The sequence below is a fragment of the Microcystis aeruginosa FD4 genome (genome assembly GCF_009792235.1).
In the GTDB taxonomy this organism is placed as follows: Bacteria; Cyanobacteriota; Cyanobacteriia; order Cyanobacteriales; family Microcystaceae; genus Microcystis; species Microcystis viridis.
This window is the reverse complement of the sequence record NZ_CP046973.1, coordinates 3053693-3072736: the sequence shown is the minus strand read 5'-3', so window position 1 is coordinate 3072736 and position 19044 is coordinate 3053693. Positions and strand designations below refer to the sequence as shown.

General features: G+C 42.9%; 17 protein-coding genes, 1 tRNA gene and 1 other RNA gene. 11 read left to right on the top strand and 8 right to left on the bottom strand.

The features are described from left to right. Positions 1–2 precede the first annotated feature (2 nt). Positions 3–2492 carry a primosomal protein N' gene (gene priA, locus GQR42_RS15510; protein WP_158200644.1) on the bottom strand — a complete coding sequence of 830 codons (2490 nt, stop codon included), beginning with the start codon at positions 2490–2492 and terminating at the stop codon, positions 3–5. A 600-nt stretch (positions 2493–3092) separates the two neighbouring features. On the opposite strand from priA, the gene GQR42_RS15505 reads away from it, so the two are divergent. The 3 genes from GQR42_RS15505 (at position 3093) to GQR42_RS15495 (ending at position 5825) form a co-directional block, all read left to right on the top strand. Continuing rightward, a complete protein-coding gene (locus tag GQR42_RS15505; RefSeq protein WP_158200643.1) occupies positions 3093–4226 on the top strand; it encodes an RNA polymerase sigma factor, RpoD/SigA family in 1134 nt (377 codons plus the stop codon). Between the two features lie 116 nt (positions 4227–4342). Continuing rightward, the gene (locus GQR42_RS15500) at positions 4343–4579 is read left to right on the top strand and encodes a transcriptional regulator (protein ID WP_158200642.1); all 237 of its coding nucleotides are present in this window, start codon (positions 4343–4345) and stop codon (positions 4577–4579) included. An 85-nt stretch (positions 4580–4664) separates the two neighbouring features. Then, complete coding sequence (locus GQR42_RS15495; RefSeq protein WP_158200641.1) at positions 4665–5825, top strand: aminotransferase class V-fold PLP-dependent enzyme; 1161 nt, start codon at positions 4665–4667, stop codon at positions 5823–5825. Positions 5826–5922: 97 nt separating this feature from the next. On the opposite strand, the gene GQR42_RS15490 is transcribed toward GQR42_RS15495, so the two are convergent. After that, positions 5923–6699 carry an RNA polymerase sigma factor SigF gene (locus tag GQR42_RS15490; RefSeq protein ID WP_158200640.1) on the bottom strand — a complete coding sequence of 259 codons (777 nt, stop codon included), beginning with the start codon at positions 6697–6699 and terminating at the stop codon, positions 5923–5925. A gap of 493 nt (positions 6700–7192) precedes the next feature. Next, on the bottom strand, positions 7193–8269 hold the full coding sequence (gene ruvB, locus GQR42_RS15485) for a Holliday junction branch migration DNA helicase RuvB (RefSeq protein ID WP_158200639.1): 1077 nt from the start codon (positions 8267–8269) through the stop codon (positions 7193–7195). A gap of 23 nt (positions 8270–8292) precedes the next feature. Between ruvB and hisF the strand changes: the two genes are divergently transcribed. The 4 genes from hisF to GQR42_RS15465 all read left to right on the top strand — a co-directional run bounded on the left by hisF (position 8293) and on the right by GQR42_RS15465 (position 11101). Then, on the top strand, positions 8293–9057 hold the full coding sequence (hisF, locus tag GQR42_RS15480) for an imidazole glycerol phosphate synthase subunit HisF (RefSeq protein WP_158200638.1): 765 nt from the start codon (positions 8293–8295) through the stop codon (positions 9055–9057). A gap of 246 nt (positions 9058–9303) precedes the next feature. Further along, entirely contained in the window at positions 9304–9504 is a 201-nt protein-coding gene (locus GQR42_RS15475) for a hypothetical protein (RefSeq protein WP_002796074.1), read from the top strand. A 118-nt stretch (positions 9505–9622) separates the two neighbouring features. Then, positions 9623–9695, top strand: a tRNA-Ala gene (locus tag GQR42_RS15470). Positions 9696–10003: 308 nt separating this feature from the next. Continuing rightward, complete coding sequence (locus tag GQR42_RS15465) at positions 10004–11101, top strand: AI-2E family transporter (protein WP_158200637.1); 1098 nt, start codon at positions 10004–10006, stop codon at positions 11099–11101. A 98-nt stretch (positions 11102–11199) separates the two neighbouring features. Here the strand turns inward: GQR42_RS15465 and GQR42_RS15460 are convergent, their stop codons facing one another. Then, positions 11200–12039 carry an ACT domain-containing protein gene (locus GQR42_RS15460; RefSeq protein ID WP_158200636.1) on the bottom strand — a complete coding sequence of 280 codons (840 nt, stop codon included), beginning with the start codon at positions 12037–12039 and terminating at the stop codon, positions 11200–11202. Between the two features lie 220 nt (positions 12040–12259). Here GQR42_RS15460 and GQR42_RS15455 point away from each other — a divergent pair, with 220 nt between their 5' ends. The 4 genes from GQR42_RS15455 (at position 12260) to GQR42_RS15440 (ending at position 14802) form a co-directional block, all read left to right on the top strand. Next, entirely contained in the window at positions 12260–12502 is a 243-nt protein-coding gene (locus GQR42_RS15455; protein ID WP_158200635.1) for an Asr1405/Asl0597 family protein, read from the top strand. A 44-nt stretch (positions 12503–12546) separates the two neighbouring features. Continuing rightward, the gene (locus tag GQR42_RS15450; protein WP_158200634.1) at positions 12547–13122 is read left to right on the top strand and encodes a (2Fe-2S) ferredoxin domain-containing protein; all 576 of its coding nucleotides are present in this window, start codon (positions 12547–12549) and stop codon (positions 13120–13122) included. Between the two features lie 121 nt (positions 13123–13243). Then, the gene (gene purU / locus GQR42_RS15445; protein ID WP_158200633.1) at positions 13244–14098 is read left to right on the top strand and encodes a formyltetrahydrofolate deformylase; all 855 of its coding nucleotides are present in this window, start codon (positions 13244–13246) and stop codon (positions 14096–14098) included. A 137-nt stretch (positions 14099–14235) separates the two neighbouring features. Then, a complete protein-coding gene (locus tag GQR42_RS15440) occupies positions 14236–14802 on the top strand; it encodes a DUF3782 domain-containing protein (protein WP_158200632.1) in 567 nt (188 codons plus the stop codon). A 36-nt stretch (positions 14803–14838) separates the two neighbouring features. On the opposite strand, the gene GQR42_RS15435 is transcribed toward GQR42_RS15440, so the two are convergent. The 4 genes from GQR42_RS15435 to GQR42_RS15420 form a co-directional block, all read right to left on the bottom strand. After that, a complete protein-coding gene (locus GQR42_RS15435; RefSeq protein WP_158200631.1) occupies positions 14839–16110 on the bottom strand; it encodes an MFS transporter in 1272 nt (423 codons plus the stop codon). A gap of 9 nt (positions 16111–16119) precedes the next feature. Further along, positions 16120–16216: signal recognition particle sRNA small type (ffs, locus tag GQR42_RS15430), an RNA gene on the bottom strand. A gap of 74 nt (positions 16217–16290) precedes the next feature. Next, positions 16291–17427, bottom strand: coding sequence for a DUF58 domain-containing protein (locus GQR42_RS15425; RefSeq protein WP_158200630.1), 1137 nt, complete (start codon positions 17425–17427; stop codon positions 16291–16293). A 552-nt stretch (positions 17428–17979) separates the two neighbouring features. Then, entirely contained in the window at positions 17980–18999 is a 1020-nt protein-coding gene (locus GQR42_RS15420; RefSeq protein ID WP_158200629.1) for a long-chain acyl-[acyl-carrier-protein] reductase, read from the bottom strand. Between the last annotated feature and the right edge of the window lie 45 nt (positions 19000–19044).

Here is a 19044-nt window from a genome sequence, read left to right as displayed (position 1 = left end):
GATTATTCTATAGTTAAGGGGTCCACATCGATCGCCATACTTACCTTGGGCAAAACTAAGCTTTTCAAAGGAAGAAAAAGACGACCGATATCAGCCTTTTCTCCCGATAATTTTAACAGAATTTGCCAGCGATAACGGTTAGCCACGCGCATAATTGTTGCGGGTGCAGGCCCTAAAATATCCCAATCGGAACCGAAATTATTAACACATTCCTCCGCGACATTTTCGGCACTTTTCTGCACTGCTTCCCCATCTAAACCACTAAAGCGAATTAAGACTAAACTGCCGTAGGGAGGATAATTTAAACCCTCTCTCTGCATTAATTCCGTCTCGACAAAACCCTCATAATCGTGGGTTTGCACTGCTCTAATCACGGGATGTTCGGGGGTATAGGTTTGGATAATCACCTTTCCTTCTGTTTCTCCCCTTCCTGCTCTCCCTGCTACTTGGGTGAGGGTTTGAAAAGCGCGTTCGGAGGCGCGATAATCGGAGTGATAAAGTAGGCCATCGGCTGCCATTACTCCTACTAAAGTAACTCGATCGATATCTAATCCTTTGGTGAGCATTTGGGTTCCGACTAAGACATCGAATTCACCATCAGTAAATAGTTTTAATAGTTCCCGGGGGGCATTTTTGTTACGGGTGGTATCACTATCAAAACGCAAGCAACGCAAATCGGGAAATTCTTTACTTAATTCTTGGGTGACTCGCTGAGTGCCAGTACCGAAAAATTTCAGATAGGGAGAACCACATTCAGGACATTGTTTCGGATGAATGCGACCATAGTTGCAGTAGTGACAGCGGAGTAATTCTTCGGCTCCCTCGTGGGTGTGGTGATAGGAGAGGGAGACATCGCAGTGGGGACATTCTAGCACATAACCGCAACTTCGGCAAGATACAAAGGTACTATGTCCCCGACGACTGACGAATAAAATTGCCTGTTCTCCCTTGTCGCGCAGAGTTTCCAGCGCTGAACGCAGAGATTGACTAAAAAGAGAACGATTACCCCGTTGCAATTCCCGTCGCATATCGACGATTTCCACCCGCGGTAAGGGGCGATTTTGGATGCGATCGGGCAAAGATAGGTAAAGACTGGGATTAACTCGGGATTCTAGCCATGTTTCTAGGGATGGCGTGGCCGAGCCTAAAATTACGGGACAATGGTTTAATTGAGCGCGCCATTTAGCCACGGTACGCGCGTGATAGGTGGGGAGTAATTGACTTTGTTTAAAGCTGCTATCGTGTTCTTCATCGAGGATAATCATGCCTAGATGGGGTAAAGGGGCAAAAATCGCCGATCTTGTCCCGATAATAACTTGTGGGGTTCCTGTCAACATCTGTCGCCATGTATCGTATCTTTCTCCTTCCGAGAGAGCGCTATGATAAACATAGACTCGATCGCCAAAACGGGCCACAAAGCGATCGGTTAGTTGCGGTGTTAATCCAATTTCGGGGACTAAAACCAAAGCAGATTTACCCGCTGCTAAGATAGGTGCGATCGCCTGTAGATAGACTTCTGTTTTACCCGATCCCGTCACTCCATGTAAGAGAGCGCTTTCACCACCTTTTAGGGTTTGAATCGCTTCTAGAGCTTGTTTTTGACTAGAAGTGAGGGTTTTTGGTTGATCTCTGCTCATTATTGACGAAGATAAGCGCAGAAATTCCCGATCCTGAATCACCACATAACCCTTGTCAATGAGCGGTTTAAAATATTTCGTCCCCGCAAGTTCTGCCAATTCTGGCAGCCACATTTCTCCTCCCTGGTGACGTAAGATTTCGACAATTTTGCGCTGATTTTCAGTTAAATCAGCAGGAAAGTCGGTTATTAGCAGGGTAATGGCTTTTTTTTGTTTAATATTGGTACTTTTGGGTGCTTCTAGATAACTTTCTACCCAACCGCGCTTAACTAAGTCTCGGATCCCGTAATTAGCATTTTTTACTTTTTCTTGCAGGTATTTCGCCGAATAATCGCCTTCTTTTTGATTTTTGAGCAGGGATAAAATCTGACGGGAGAGGGGAGTACAAAAAACTTCCGCACCGGGGGGAATCGCTGCTGGTTTTAATCTGATGCGACGTTGGGAACTTCGCAGTAAACCCGTAGGTAAAGCGACGCGAACAACGGTGATTAAATCCGTCGCGTAGTATTGGGCAATTTTGGCTAATAACTGCCAATAATTATCGGGAAAAAACCCCTTGGCAATCACATCTTCCACGGGACGAATTTGATTTTCTTCTAGTCCTGCGGGCAAATTTTCGAGAAATCTAAGAGCAATTCCACCAATTACCTGAGAACCGAAGGGAACGCTTAAAATATCGCCAATTTCTACCGTTAAATACGGGGGGACACTATAGGTTAATATTTGCTGATCCTCTTGACTATCTCTAGGATAAGGGCGATCAACCAAAACCTCTAACCACGGTTGCCCAGTTGTGGTTAATTGGTAGGGTGTGGGAGGTTCTGCTACAGTCAGGGTAGCATGGCGATCGAGCATAGTCAGTGGGGAGATGGGGTGATAGGGTGATGGGGAGAATGGGGTATTTAAATTATAGTTTAAAGCTTGAGGGGAATAAAACTAGCTAATTTTGTCTAAAAACAGTTTAAATATTGCTTTTTTGCTCACAAATTGTGATTTTTAGCTAGTGAATTCTTCCCCAAAGAATTTTTGTCCAGCGTTGAGCATTGATAAAGTTAATGATAATTATTGACTATTAGCTATTAAATCGCACCATAGTTAGTCAAAAGTTGAGAATGGTTCTCAATAAAAAAAGCGAAGAATAGTAATAAAAAGCTGACTGCTATCTTGATTGTTAAGAAGCGTGATCTTTACCTAGTCAAATACCGAAAACCTTAGTTAGAGTGTATGAGTAGAAACACTGAAAGCTCCTCCCATTTACCAGAAAATCTGATTATCTGGTGCGGCGATTTGTAACCATCGACACAGAATCGCGCAATTATATCCCAGAAATGGCCGCCATTAATTAAGAAAACGTTTAAAAAATCTGCTCCCCGAAAATTCAATGTAACAATCATCCCATTGGGAGAAACTAAGTTTTTCCCCGCTATTATAACCCCACTCCATCGATAACTGCTTATGAAAATCTCTAAACTAGCCGCTGATGATAATTTTAATCAAATCATTGCCCTTGAGACAAGTCCTTTAGAACTAGACAGCGTGGATTTTGCTGAAAGAACTGACGAGGATCTGACTGAACCTTTACTGGAAACCCTAAAAACCACTCGTGGGGGTAGTGGAACAGGATACGCTCAAAGTAACAATGAAGATACTGTTGGGGCATTTTTTAAAGAAATGGCCCGTTATCCCCTGCTTAATGCGGAAGAAGAAATTGAATTAGCCCACTCGGTTAAGTTTCTCATGGAAGCGGAAGAAGTGCGCCAAAAACTGCAAGAAAATTTACATCGTCCCCCGACGAAAACGGAATGGGCAAGCGCTTTACAATTAGATAATGAACGTCAACTGGAAAACCGTCTTTATCGCGGACGAACAGCTAAACGGAAAATGATTCGTTCTAATTTGCGCTTAGTGGTTTCCATCGCTAAACGCTATTTAAATCGCGGGGTTCCTTTCTTAGATTTAATTCAAGAAGGTGCGATCGGACTCAACCGTGCGGCCGAAAAATTCGATCCCAATAAAGGTTATAAATTCTCTACCTATGCTTATTGGTGGATTCGACAAGCAATCACCCGCACCATTGCTAACGATGCGCGGACAATTCGTTTACCGATTCACATTGTCGAAAAACTCAATAAACTCAAAAAAGCGCAGCGCATTCTCAAGCAAGATTTACAGCGCAATCCCAATGAACGGGAACTCGCAGAAGCGTTAGAAATGACTCCTGAACAATTGCGGCAATTATTACAATTGCGTCGTCAATCTCTCTCTTTAAATCATCGTGTAGGGAAGGGAGAAGATACGGAATTAGTGGATCTGTTGGAAGATGATGATCTACAACTTCCCGAAGATAAAATGAATGAGATGATGATGCGTCAGGAAATTTTCGCAGTTTTAAGTGATGTTCTCACGGAACGGGAAAAAGATGTTATCTCCCTCCGTTATGGTTTAGCTACCAGTCAACCCTATACCCTAGAGGAAGTGGGGGGAATGTTCAATTTATCTCGCGAACGAGTACGTCAAATTCAAACTAAAGCGATGCGAAAATTACGTCGTCCTCAAGTCGCACGTCGTCTGAAAGGATGGTTACATTAATAATTTTTTCTAACTCGTTCTCTCCTCTCTCCTTTTTCCCGGAGAGCTTTTTTTTGTCGATATTTAGTTTAAAATTAAGATAAAGCTTATTTTCTCAGTAGATAGTCATAATACCGATGAACCGACATCTTACTCCACAACCAGAGCATCTAATCCAACAGAAAGTGAAAACGGGAAAATATCAATCTCCCAAAGATGAATACGAAAAAATAACTGATGCAGAATGGAGAGAAGATATTCGGCAAAAAATAGATGAAGCTATCTTTGCATCAGAAAATCATCCTCTCATAGATGGAGAAACTTTTGTCACTGAAATTATTCATCGTTTTCAAAAATGGGTCGTTATATCATAAATATACTAGCTATTCAGTCTCTGAATACAATAGGCAATTTTTCAGCTATTTTTTCTAGTTCTCAATAAAATCAAACTAATTCAATATGTCCAAAAACTCTTGGTTAATTCCCGATGATATTTATTTTCTTAACCATGGTTCCTATGGTGCAACCCCTAGAATAGTCTTGGATTATCAGCAACAATTGCGGGAACGAATGGAAAGACAACCTTTAGCATTTTTGGGGAGAGAATTAGAGGGATTATTAGATATTGCTAGGCAAAAATTAGCGAATTTAGTGGGAGTAAATAGCGATGATTTAGTCTTTGTTCCCAATGCAACCACAGCAGTGAATGCAGTATTAAATTCCTTAACTTTTCAGGAAAATGAGGAAATTCTGATCACCGATCAAACCTATAATGCTTGTGCTAATGCAGTTAAACATATAGCTAAAAGATGGGGTTTAAAGGTAATTATCGCTAAAATTCCCTTTCCCGTGCAATCCCCTTTAGAAATTAGTCAAGCAATTTTAGCATCAGTTTCTCCCCGGACAAAATTAGTAGTTTTAGATCATGTCACCAGTCCCACGGCCTTAATTTGGCCAATCGCAGAAATTGTGCAAGAATTAAATAATCGGGGTATTGATACTCTCATCGATGGCGCTCATGCTTTAGGTTTTTTACCCCTTAATATCGGGGCAATTAATCCCACCTATTATACTGCTAATTGTCATAAGTGGTTATGTAGTCCCAAGGGGGCTGCTTTTCTCTATGTGCGCGGGGATAAACAGGCAATAATTCGACCTTTAACTATTAGCCATGGAGCGAATTCTCCTCGACAAGATCGCTCCCGTTTTCAGTTAGAATTTGCTTGGATGGGAACCGATGATCCCAGTGCTTATTTATCGGTGCCAACAGCGATCGAGTTTTTAAATTCTCTCTCTATTGATGGTTTACTGGGTCTGATGGCGAGGAATCGTAATTTGGTTTTAAAAGCCAGAAATTTGCTTTGTCGTGCCTTGCAGGTCAATTATCCCTGTCCAGAATCAATGATTGGAGCGATGTCCTCAATTCTAATGCCTAGTTATGCTTGGACAGCAGAAGATTTATCTAGACAACTGTGGGAAAAATATCGGATTGAAGTGCCGATAATTGCTTGGGGAGAAGCATCATTGATTGTGAGAATTTCTGCTCACTACTATAATTCGATCGAGCAGTATGAATATTTAGCTGAGGTTTTAAATTCCCTGCTATTGGAGCCAAGATAAGCGGGGAGCATCGGAGCAGGGAAAAAAATCCATAACTGAGTTTTTAAAGTTGGATTGGGAGTTAATAACGGACTTGCGATGAGAACCGATAATTGGGCTAAAATGCCTCTTGGAGCATGGTTTCCTTGAGCATTTCTAAACCTTTTTTCACCCGACGGGAGACGGTAACGACACTAATGCCTAATTGTTCGGCGGTTTCCCGTTGAGTAAGATCCTTAAGGAAGACAAATTCGAGAATATGACGGGTTTTGTCTTCTAATTGAGCGAGAGCTTGTTGCAAACGAATGCGATCCTCTTGACAAAGTTGAAAGCTGCGATAACGGGGATCGGGAACGATGTCTTTTAAACAGGTGTTATTATCTTCATCGTTATTAACCGTCGCATCGAGACTCAGAGGTTCACGGTTTTGGAAAGCCAGTTTTACCTCTTGCCATTCTTCGATCGAAATATTTAAAGCGAGGGAGATTTCCGTATCATTGGGTTGACGATTGTAGAGGGTCTGGAAATCCCGACGCATATTTGTCGCTTGTCTGCCTAAATCTAACCAACGACGAGGAATACGAACTATATAACCTTTATCGCGCAGATAGTGTTGAATTTCGCCGCGAATATAGGGAATAGCGAAGGAACTAAAAGCATGACCTTTGCTGCTGTCAAAACGGTTGATCGCCCGAATTAGTCCCATACAGCCAACCTGCACTAAATCTTCGTAATTTTCATGACATTGATTGACCCAATGATGAGCTTCCTTTCTGACTAATCCTAGGTTTAACTCTATAATCTGATCCCGTAACATATTGTCTCCTGTTTTTTGGTATTTTTGAAACAGGGTGAGAGTTTCCAATTTAAGATTTTCTTTATTTAGGACAGACATGGGGTGTTAACAGACTTAAAAAATCATTGGCTGTAAAAGATCACTATTACAATTAGCTTTGACCAATCCCAATACAGTCTGGATTAGAAGTGGCAAGCAATGGCAACAATGTAATACTACGATCTTGATGATACGACCTTTATATGAAGACTTGTGTGATTTCACGCGGTCAAGCCAGTATTTAAAGACACAGGGCAGATTTTCCTGGGCAGCTGGAGGGGAATTGGGCGTTGCTGAATCAAGGTATGAATGACAACCTTGCCCCCATCCAAAAGTTAGTTTGTGTCTAGGTTTTAAAAATCCCACAAAAGAAGATTCATATCTCAAATCAGCAACGCCCAGAAATGTTAACTGAGAAGGGACAGAAGCGACCAGATTATTCCTACAGTCTTTCTCGTAAAGGTGAAGTATAAATTAAACTTTGCCGAAGAGCCAGATTTGAGTGGCGAAAACGTACCTCATCTATCAAAAAAACGACGTAATATCTAGAAAACTAGAACTCGAACAAAGGTAAACTCCGAGCATTATTTTTCGGCAATTTCGCCGGTAAACCTAAATGTTCGTAGGCGGCCGATGTCACTACGCGACCCCGGGGAGTACGATTAAGATAACCTATTTGTAATAAATAAGGCTCGTACACCTCCTCAATCGTTTTGGCATCTTCTCCCGTGGCTGCCGCTACTGCTTCCAATCCCACGGGTTTACCTTGAAACTGTTCGATCATCGTCTTTAATACTAATCGATCAGTCCAATCTAAACCCATAGAATCCACATTTAATTCATTTAATCCCTGATCAGCTAACTGGGGAGTAATCACCGTTTCTCCCTTCACCTGTACATAGTCGCGTACTCGTTTTAATAAACGATTGGCAATGCGTGGAGTTCCCCGACTGCGACGGGCAATTTCGATCGCACCCGCTTCAGTTATGGGAATATTAAAAATAGTGGCACTTCGGAGAATAATTGCCGTCAATTCCTCGATTGTATAGAAACGCAGACGTTGAATCAGGCCAAAACGATCGCGCAAAGGGGAAGTTAAAGAGCCAACTTTGGTAGTAGCACCGATTAAAGTAAAGGGAGGTAAAGAAATACTGCGAATTTTCGCCGCTTGACCCTTGCCAATCGTCACATCCAGCCGATAATCCTCCATCGCTGGGTATAATAACTCCTCCGTCACCCGATTCAGTCGATGAATTTCGTCGATAAAAAGAATATCCCGGGGTTGAAGATTGATCAGGATGCCGGTAATATCCCGGGGACGCTCTAAAGCGGGGGCGGCAGTAATGCGGCAATTTACTCCCATCTGGGCCGCTAAAATTAAAGCCATCGTGGTTTTTCCTAACCCCGGCGGTCCGTAGAAGAGCAAATGATCGATCGCTTCTTGTCTAGCTTTGGCTGCGGCGATGGTGACTTTTAGATTAGCCTTTAAGTCCTGTTGACCGATATAATCCTCTAGGGATTGCGGACGGATCTGCGCTGCTGCTTTTTCCGTTTCTTCTATAGTGGGATTGGGAGTGAGCAGATTTTCCTCGGCAGCTGGAGGGGAATTATGCGATCGTTTGATAGCCATTGTTACAATCAAGAGTCTAGGATATGTTAGCGAAGCGGATTTTGCCTTGTTTGGATGTCAATAAAGGTCGGGTGGTTAAAGGGGTTAATTTTGTCAATCTTCAGGACGCTGGCGACCCCGTGGAGTTAGCTCGCTTGTATAATCAGGCAGGGGCCGATGAGTTGGTTTTTCTTGATATTACTGCTACCCATGAAGATCGCGACACGATTATTGATGTAGTCTATCGTACGGCGGAACAGGTTTTTATTCCTCTGACCGTGGGTGGTGGCATCCAATCCTTAGAAAATATTAAAAATTTGTTAAGAGCCGGGGCCGATAAAGTCAGCATTAACTCGGCTGCCGTGCGCAAGCCGGAATTGCTCGATCGAGCCAGCGATCGCTTTGGTCAACAGTGTATTGTGGTGGCGATCGATGCTAGACGACGCAAGGATGAGCATAACCCCGGTTGGGAGGTTTATGTTCGGGGTGGACGCGAAAATACGGGTATTGATGCTTTATTATGGGCCCAAGAAGTGGAAAAACGCGGGGCGGGTGAGTTGTTAGTTACCAGTATGGATGCCGACGGCACGCAAGCAGGTTACGATCTGGCCTTGACAAAAGCGATCGCAGAAAGGGTGGAGATTCCTGTGATTGCCTCTGGAGGAGCGGGTAATTGTCAGCATATTTACGAAGCATTGACGGAAGGGCGGGCAGAAGCGGCTTTATTGGCTTCTTTGCTCCATTATGGTCAATTAACGATCGCTGAGGTCAAAAATTATCTGCAAAATCAACAAGTACCCGTGCGTTAGCCAGGGAAAATGAGGGCAAGATTTGCAGAACTTAATCTAGTGATTAAGTCGGTTTTTCGGGAAAAGGATTTCTTTAGGCTGCAACCCCAGAAGAGCAAGGTTTACACCTATTACTGAAAGCCAATGGCTGACGGCTGACAGCCGTGATCGAGAAACCGGCAAAAAATCCCTGTTTTTAACTTCCGTCCGATTATCCCTCGGGAAAATTATGTATTAGAATAGATGAAAGTTAACAAAATTTAAAATATGTTAGTTCCGATTCTCATCTTTGACCTCGGTCTTGTGGCTTGGTCATTGCATCTGATGCAGCAAGCGTTCGACAAGCAAGAGTTTTCCTTGATGCTGGCGGGAACCTTAGTGGCAGCAGCGGCAGCGGCTATGTTAGTAGTTTATTTCCTCATGGGTCACTGTTTAACCTATTTAACCCAAATTCCGGCTCCTGTCTAAATGGAGGCGATTGTTTTACCATTGTCGATCAGCGATCGCCTTTTGAGTGACAAATTTTTTTATCTCCACCCCTTGACAAAATGATTCTATTTAAGCCATACTCAAAGATGGTCTTCAAGGGGTTATAGCTCAGTTGGTAGAGCACCTCAATGGCATTGAGGGGGTCAGCGGTTCGAATCCGCTTAGCTCCATACAGTTAAGATAAGAGTTTCAGGGTTACTGGGGCTAGAAAAGTGGCACGGAGATGGTAGATTGAAAGAGGATTTCTGGTTAGAAAACTCTCTTTTTCCCTCAATACTCTCTCAGGACAAAATTAATAAACCTCTTGCATAATTAATTTTTGAGGGTTCAAAAAAGGCAAAAACAAGGATTAAATTACATAAAATCTGTAAATAGACCGTTTAATTGATTATTATTCATTCTTAATTCTCCTGACTACTGACTCCTGACTCCTGACTCCTAACCCTAACAACAATTTTTGATTTTTACAAGAGGTCTAATGATAGAGCTTTTTAAGCAACTACCTCGTTGGTTGCGGCTAAGTCTAGTTTTTCCGCTCTTATTTCTCAATGGCTGGTTATTATTCCAATTATTTAGCTATCTAGAACCCTTAGTCAGTATTTTTGTCACTGCTAGTTTACTAGCTTTTGTCTTAGATGTTCCCATCAAACTGCTGCAAAGACGCGGGGTTAATCGCAGTGGTTCGATCGCTATTGTCTTTTTAATTGCCCTATTAATTTTGATTGTTTTAGGTTTAATTTTAATTCCCCAGATTGTCGAACAATTAAGCAGTTTAATCAATAGTTTGCCCCAGTGGATCGAGTCGGGAACCGAACAGATACAAAATTTAGAAAAGTGGGATAAAACTCAGAAATATGCGATTTATATCGAGCAATCAATCACCCAGTTATCGGAACGACTAACCAATGTTTTACAAACTCTTAGCACTCAATTACTGAGCTTTGTACTAGGAACTATCAACAGTATCTTAAACATTCTATTTGTTCTGGTTCTAACTGTCTTTCTGGTTCTCTATGGCGAACAAATTTGGGAGGGAATTTTCAGTTGGATTCCTGCTCCCTGGAATTTAAAATTAAGAACGATTATTCGTCAAACTTTTGAAACCTATTTTGCTGGTCAAACCATTTTAGCGGGAATTCTCAGCCTTGCTCAAATTTTTGTTTTTGTCATTCTCAAGGTCGATTATGCCCTATTATTCGGGGTGGCGATCGGTCTAACTACATTAATTCCTTTTGCCAGTGCCTTTACCATTATTGGCATTAGTACCCTACTGATGTTTCAGGATTTTTGGTTAGGTTTAAAAGTTTTGACCCTGACCATTATTGTCGGTCAAATTAATGATAATGTCATCGCCCCTCGGTTAATGGGAGGTATGATCGGACTTAATCCCGTCTGGATTATCCTATCTCTTTTTATCGGGGGCAAAGTGGCAGGAATTCTCGGTTTATTGATAGCAGTTCCCATCGCTAGTGTGCTGAAAAGTACCATCGATATCATCCGCTCGCAGCAGCAGGAAAAAGAACCGGTAGTTTTCCTAGAAGAAACGGTGAAAAATTCCTCAGAGGAGGGCAAATAATCCTAAATCCTGTTTTTTCAGTGATCAGTGAACAGTAATCAGTAATCAGTGAATTGAAAACTCACATCTGGTAACTGATAACTGATAACTGACTACTATTAGGAGCGACTGATTTCTTCGAGAATAGCCATCGCTTCTGTCACCCTATCCCTAGGGATAAATAAATGATCGTGATAATAACCGGAAATGACATTGACGCTAATTGCTGCTGCGGCCAGTTTCTCGCTAATTACCGCTAAAAATCCCACCGCTGCTAAACTGGAATGCACAGAAAGAGTAATTTGTCTATAAATATATTTGTACTGCAAATCCGTGCGATCGGCTTGCTGACGGGGAATAATCACCGTTATGCCTTCCTCTTCCTGAAATTGGCAGATAGGGTTTAATTGTAGCTGTTCTAGTGCTGTTGCTGTGAGGGAAGAGAAAACGAATTCTTCAGTATTTAGGATTGGGTTCAGGGATTGGAGCAGAATATCGAGATTAGTTTCGCCTTCCTCGGGTTTTTCTGGCGATTTTTTCGCCGCATCCAGACAATGATTAGCGGCAGCGTCAGCCAAACTATTTTTAGCTCGTTCAATCCAGCGCCAGCTAATGCGATCGAATTGGGCAATTAATTGACAAGCACGCTGATAAAAGGGACGTAAACTATCGCTTTTTACCTTCCAGTCTCCCTTAACTTGATTGATGACTAATTGACTGTCTCCGCGAATTTCTAGGCTTTTTAAGCCTAATTCTTGGGCTTTTTCCAATCCAATAATCAATCCCGTGTATTCAGCTTCGTTATTAGTGGCTCTCTCCATATATCTAGTCGTGGTCAAGGAATTGCCCTCGGCTAAAACTATTACCGCTGCACCAGCTGCTCTCCCCGGATTGCCGCGAGAACCACCATCAAAATAAAGAATTGCTGAATTATCGGTTTTTTGAGGTTTTTTATGCATAATTTTCGTCAATAAATCTTGTTATCTCCATTTTTATCCCTTTGACAATTGTAGGCGGTAGCGATTCCTGTCGGCAAAGCGGACAAGCAAGATTTTAGCCGATCGCCGCTACCGGACAACTTTTTTTTCTTCAGATTATTGATAATTATTTGCAGTTGTCGGTTATACTGAGAACATCAGCCTAGAGTTATATTGCTAATAGTTCTCAATTAAAAGCCCCATGAGTATAGACAAATTGCCATCGGAAGGAGAGAAAATCTTCCCTCTTAGTGCTTGGGATCGCTGGCAGGTTTACCACCGGCTGCCGTCCCTGGACATTGAAGATAAATGTTTGCTCCATAAGCCTTTGCAGGTTCGCATCGCTAGACCGGCTCAACTTTTACAGCTGTGGATTGTCCTGCGACAGGTAGAGGCTTATCGAGGCTCTTTAATCGGTTGGCTGGAACCCTGTTGGCAGGCATAATCCTTGAGAAAAATTAGCAATCTGAGAGTAAAAAGTGAGAAAGTATGTCAAAATCTGCAACTACCATGGTTCCCTTTCAAGTGGTCGGTCAATTCCTCGGTTTTGTCCTCAAGGACGGATATAAGGTAAAATATCTGAGAATCAGTGTGGATAAACGGGAATATTGGTTTAAGCCCGAAAAAACACTGCGAGACCACATACCTCTCAATATTGCTCTCCACTCATGGCTAAAAGTGACGGGAGAAAGTAGTCTTTGTTCAAAGACGGGAAAATTAAACCTGAGGGTACTGGGGATCGAGCATTTATCCGGCGAAAAAACCCCAGAAGTCGCCCCGGCAAAAGCGAAAAAAGCCACCGTCTTAATCTGTCAGAAGTCCGATTGTTGGAAAAATGGCGGTGCGAGAGTCTGCCAAAGGTTGGAGAGTGGTTTAGAGGAAAAAGGACTGGGAGAAGCGGTGAATATTAAATTAACCGGCTGTTTAAAACAGTGCAAAAAAGGCCCGAATCTGGTGGTTATGCCCGATAAAAAGCATTATAATCAGGTAGCTCCCCAAGATGTCCCCTCCCTAATCGAGCGGCATTTTGCCACTTCTGAGCAAGGGAAGAGCCTATCAGTTTAACTGGAAATTTAATTGGCGATCGCTATTGACAAGCGATCTTTTTTGTGCATCAAAGGGACGAAGTGCCTAAAATTGTAATAAATTAGGGATAGAAAAAGTCAATTCTTGCCGCCGATAATTTATGACTGCTGCCACTGCAACCTTGTTAATTTCTTGTCCCGACCAGATTGGTCTAGTGGCGAAAATCGCTAATTTTATCTACGCTAATGGCGGCAATATTATCCACGCTGACCAACACACGGATTTTTCGGCGGGATTGTTCCTGATGCGGATAGAATGGCAATTAGAGGGGTTTAATTTACCCCGTGGGATGATCGAACCAGCTTTCGCCGCTATTGCCAAACCTTTGCAGGCTAGTTGGTGCTTACATTTTTCCGATACTGTCCCGCGTCTAGCCATTTGGGTGACAAAACAGGATCATTGTCTCCTGGATTTATTATGGCGACAACAGGCGGGAGAAATTAGGGCAGAAATTCCTTTAATTATTAGCAATCATCGAGAATTACAATCAGTTGCCAATCAATTTGGTATTGAGTTTTATCATCTTCCCATTACCGCTGAAACCAAGATTGAACAGGAAGCCAGACAATTAGAGTTACTGCGGGAATACCGGATAGATTTAGTGATTTTAGCTAAATATATGCAGGTTCTCACCCCAGATTTTATTAACTTTTTTCCCAATATTATCAACATTCATCATTCTTTTTTACCAGCTTTTGCGGGAGCTAATCCCTATCAACGGGCCTACGATCGAGGGGTAAAAATTATTGGAGCCACCGCCCATTATATCACTGCCGATCTCGATCAGGGGCCAATTATCGAGCAGGATGTGGTCAGAGTTAGTCATCGCGATACCGTGGGAGATTTAATTCGTCAAGGTAAGGATTTAGAAAGGGTGGTGTTAGCGCGAGCGGTACGTTTACACTTGCAAAATCGCGTTTTGGTTTACGCTAATCGCACGGTAGTGTTCGCTTAAGGTTGCTAGGGTAAGCTCATCTAAAATGGGATAAGATGTACTGGACAAAAAAGACATCATTGCGGGTTAAAAATTAGGAAGTATCGGCGCGATTGACTAAAATAGCAATAGACCAGAGCAGAAGGAAAAAATTATCTATGGCAACCACATCCGAAGATGTATGGCGACTCTTAGCCGAATTAACTACCGCTCAAAAAGAAACTGACCGACAACTCAAGGAAAACGCCCAACAACAGAAGGAAACTGACAAACAACTCAAAGAACTGGGCAAACAAATTGGGGGACTTGGTGCCAAATTCGGCAGCTTTACCGAAGGACTTGCCCTTCCCTCAATGGAAACGATTCTCAGACAACGCTTTGGTATGGAAGTTGTTAGTCCCAGTGTGCGCGCCAGTAAAGAAGGAAAACACCTAGAAATTGATGTTCTTGCCTATACCAATGGTGAGCTAAATACTGCTTATATCGTTGAGGTTAAAAGTCATGCCAGAGAGGAGTCTATTACACAATTAAAAAGTATTTTGCAACGGTTTCGCCGCTTTTTTCCTGAACACAAAGATAAAAAACTCTATGGCATATTAGCGGCGGTTGATTTATCCCCGGAATTACGGGAAAAAATTCTGCAAGAAGGGCTTTATGTGGCTCGGATTCATGACCAAGTATTTGAATTAGATATTCCCGATAATTTTCCACCTCAAACCTATTAAATAACCCTGCCCTAGGAAAAACTTTTTCAGTAAACCCTATTGTACTTGTCCGCGCAGGGCATAAAGATCTTTTTCTAAACCGAAAGCGAAGAGAAAAGAATGGCGTATGGTAGGGTTAGAGAGAGTAAAAAAGAGAAAGAGAGCGATAACAGCTAATCCTGACGATAAAATAAACATAGTTTCGTAGGAAATTGCTAAAACCCCCAGAATTGGACCGGCTAAGGCTGTTCCCACATCAAAACCGCCGATACAGATAGAATAGGCCCGGCCGCGTTCTTGGGGCCCAGAGCGATCGGAGATTAAAGCCAGTAACATAGGGAATAAAATCCCCCCTCCCGTACCTTCGAGGATAGCGGCTAAAATTAAATCGGAAGGAGATCGGGCAGAAGATAGAACCAACATGGATAAACCATAGCAAAAAACGCTAATAGTGATGAATAAACCCCTTCCATAGCGATCACTGGCTCCTCCCGACAAAATCCGTCCGATTACGCCCGATAGTGCCGCATAACTGTAGAATACACCAGCACTGAAAGGTATCTGATTTTCGAGGAGAAACAGGGGTAAAAAAGCGACTAAACCGCCGAATAAAGTACCAACCAGCAGAAAAACTAAGGTAGGAACTAAAAAAGCCCGCTCTTGACATAATGCCCAAAAACTGCGCTCAATTGTCGGATTTTCTGCCTTCATTTCGGCTAATTTTTTCTTGAAGTCCGGTTCTTGAATGGAGAAACCCAGGAGAAAAGCGAGCGCTCCTGAAGTGGCGGAAACTAGAAATAAACCGTCATAACCGCTCGATTCGTAGAGATAACTGCCTAAAGCTGGACCGATTCCCATGCCTATGGGTGCAGTTAAGCTCATATAACCAATTATCTCTCCCCGTTGACGAACCGGCGAAAAATCCACCACTAGGGTACTGTAACCGGTGGTAAAAGCGGCGATACTGAGTCCATGGTAGGCGCGAACGACGAATAAAGAGGAAAGATCGCGAAAAAATAGATAACCGAGGGGTGCGGTAGCGGCGACAATAGTTCCAAATAAAACCACTAATTTGCGACTGCGGCGATCAACTAGATTGCCTAACCAACTGCGCGATAAAATTAAACCGATGGCAAAGGCCCCCATGACAAAACCGATATCTTGTTTGCTACCGCCTAGGGAGTCAATATAGGTGGGGAGAGTGGGGACGAGAGTGGTGATACTTATCCAGAAAAACAGCGCCGTGACGAAGAGGATGAGTAGTTGACGACGAGTTTCGGCAGTAAGTGATCGAAAAGTTTTGAAAGCGTTCACGACAGTGACCGTCACAGGCAACAAAAAGACCCGGAGATCACGCCAGTCACAAGCATCCCGTATTGCTGCTACCTTCCGGTCCTGACAAGGTTAAGGCGTTGCGATCGCATGAGTCCGAGTCTTTTCTATCATAACATCTTTTTCGGGGACACGAGCATTTTTTTTCCTCAATCTAGACTCTCAAGGGAAATTTTCTCAACGAGGGGGTTTTTGCAATTGTTGTTGTAGAGAAATTTCTGGTTCGATCGCCAATCCGCTAAACTGTCGGATTAAGGGTGAAGGACTCTCCCTAGAATCGGCAGCGAGGAAAAATAACCAACGGCTGCCGGGGGTGAGTTGTTCGATGGCATTGAAGTTACTGGTCAACCAAATTACAGGTAAATTAGGCAGATTAGCCTTTTTTTGACTAGCTTTTGCCTCTATACTGGCTAAAGTTTCTAAAATCACCCTTTCTCCCTGAATTAAACCCGTTTCACCAGTCCAGAGTTTCACATTTAATTGCCGACGATGGGCATAAAAATAGAGGGAAGCAGCGGCAATAATCGCCCGTTCAAAACTGTCTTCTTGCCAATCACAGAGGGTATCGAGACAGATAATCACTTCCTGTCCTCCCGTTAACACTTCTAACTCCCGAATTTGCAATTCTCCTAAACGGGCGCTAGTTTTCCAGTGAATTAAACGGGTAGAATCACCGTAGCGATATTGTCTCAGGTTACGGGTAAGTCCTTGACTAGCCCTTTGATAATAGCGATTATTTTCTAATTTTTGCTCCATCTCTTGACCGAGGGAATCGATCAGGGGACATTGTTGTAAGGGTAAAACTTGGGGATAAACTAAAGCTTTAGCCGCCGCTTGCTGACAACGACGACACCAAAATAAACCGAGAGGGGCTGCTGTTCTTAATTGTACTTCTTGCCAGTGATAAATACCCCGTTTACTGGTGGGTAAATAATAAGTCCAACGATGGCAACTTTTGGGGGCAATCGCTTCTATTGGGGTTATTTTTGGCTGATCGAGGACAATTGGCAGCAGATCTGTCACTTCTAACAGATTTATCGGCTGATTGCTCGTATTTTCTATCTCTAGGCTAATACTAAGATCGTCTCCCGCACTCACGGGTACAATGGCAAGACGACGCACTTTCAGGGGAAGAAGGGAACGACGGGGTAAAATTATCGATAAAATTAAAACAGCGATCGTCGTGCCACAGATAGCATACAACCATCCCGCCATAGTATTAGTCGCAGCTCCGAAAAAACAGAGGGTAATGCCCATGATTACCCCACCACCGTAAGCGGGTAAGATACCGCGATCTTCTAACCAAGTTTTCATAGGGTTTAGTGGTTTTGTCGTCTTTGCTAAGTATCTAAGCACAATTAATTACACATCTAAGCCACTACTCCGTCAGACTTCTGCTGTGATCAGTAAACAGTGAACTGAAAACTCAAATCCGATCCCTAATAGCTGTCTCCCGTCTCCTGACTCCTGTCTCGGAGTCTCGACTAGGAAATTAATTTTGCACGACTACTTAGAAAGCTAAAAATCAGGCCCACATCTCTATAATTCCCCAAAAAGCCCTGAGAAACTATCAAAGAAATCGGACTGATCTGTTAAGGGAGTTCTCTTCCTTGCCACTCTTAGGATTTTCTTAACAAAACTTAACAATTGATGGCGAAATTTTGCTTGCTTTTGTCGGCAGATTTTGGGATAATATTTTTAAAAGAGTTTATTCATAATGGTAATCTAAGCATTTAGTGTTTGACACGACCATCCCATTATAAGACAATCATAACCCAAGCCGCCGCCAAAGTCAAGCGCTCACTCCTAATTATTTGTCGCCTAAAACTTCTAATTCCGTGGTCGGTGGGGGGTTGGGGATATTAATTAAAATAACAAAGGTTGAAACCCGTGTTTGCGGGAAGCTGCGCCGATTCGTTCCATTTTAGGGACGGTAATTTGATTGCGTCCCCAGGAAAAATTAGTTTGCCAACCCTCCAACTCCAATAAAATCGCCTCAGCAAAACAGGCAAACATTTGACGAGAGGGAATATCCATATTGACAATTTTCATAATTTTCCAGTCAATATCGAGGGAATGCTCGACAATACCGCCCTTAATCACCGAAACATCGGGGGCATTTAATACCATGCCTAAATTTTTCGGATAACCACCATCAATAATAATGCAGGGGCGCTTGAGTTTATCTAGATCAATTTCCACCCCTTTAGGCATACTAGCCACCCAAACAATGATATCAGCCAGGGGTAAAGCCTCCTCTAGGGGGAGAATTTTACCGCGTGCTAACTCCTCTTGGAGGGATTGTAAACGCTCTTGATTGCGTGCCACATAGATTAGTTCTTTTGTATCGGTCTTTTCATTTAACCAACGACAAACGGCACTGCCGATATCTCCGGTGGACCCACAAACCACGACGGTAGATTGAGCTAAATCGATGCCCATTTTTTCAGCGAGGGTTTCCACCTGAGTGCAGATGACGTAAGCGGTGTGGGTATTACCAGTGGTGAAACGGCCAAAATCTAGCTCGATATTCCGCACCTGTCGATTATCTTTGAGATTAAACTCCTCGAAAATAATTGAAGAAAAACCGCCGAGTGCGGTGATGTTGATATCACTTTTTTGAGCGAGTGCCATGGCATTTAGCACCTTACGAATAGCAGACTTTACCCAACGATTCGACAACATCTCCGGTAAAAAACAGGATTCGATGTATTTACCCGTGATGGTTTGCCCCGTGATGCTGGTGACATGAAAATCATCGACAATTTGCGGGGGAGCAGCACACCAAAAATCTAATCCCCGGTTAGCATATTCAGGATAACCTAGATCGTCGGCGACCGATTGGGCGTGTTCTAAACTGGTAAGATGACCTATAAGACCAAACATTGATTGTTCTTTCGTTAGACTAGATGGCACTAGTTGACAATCCCA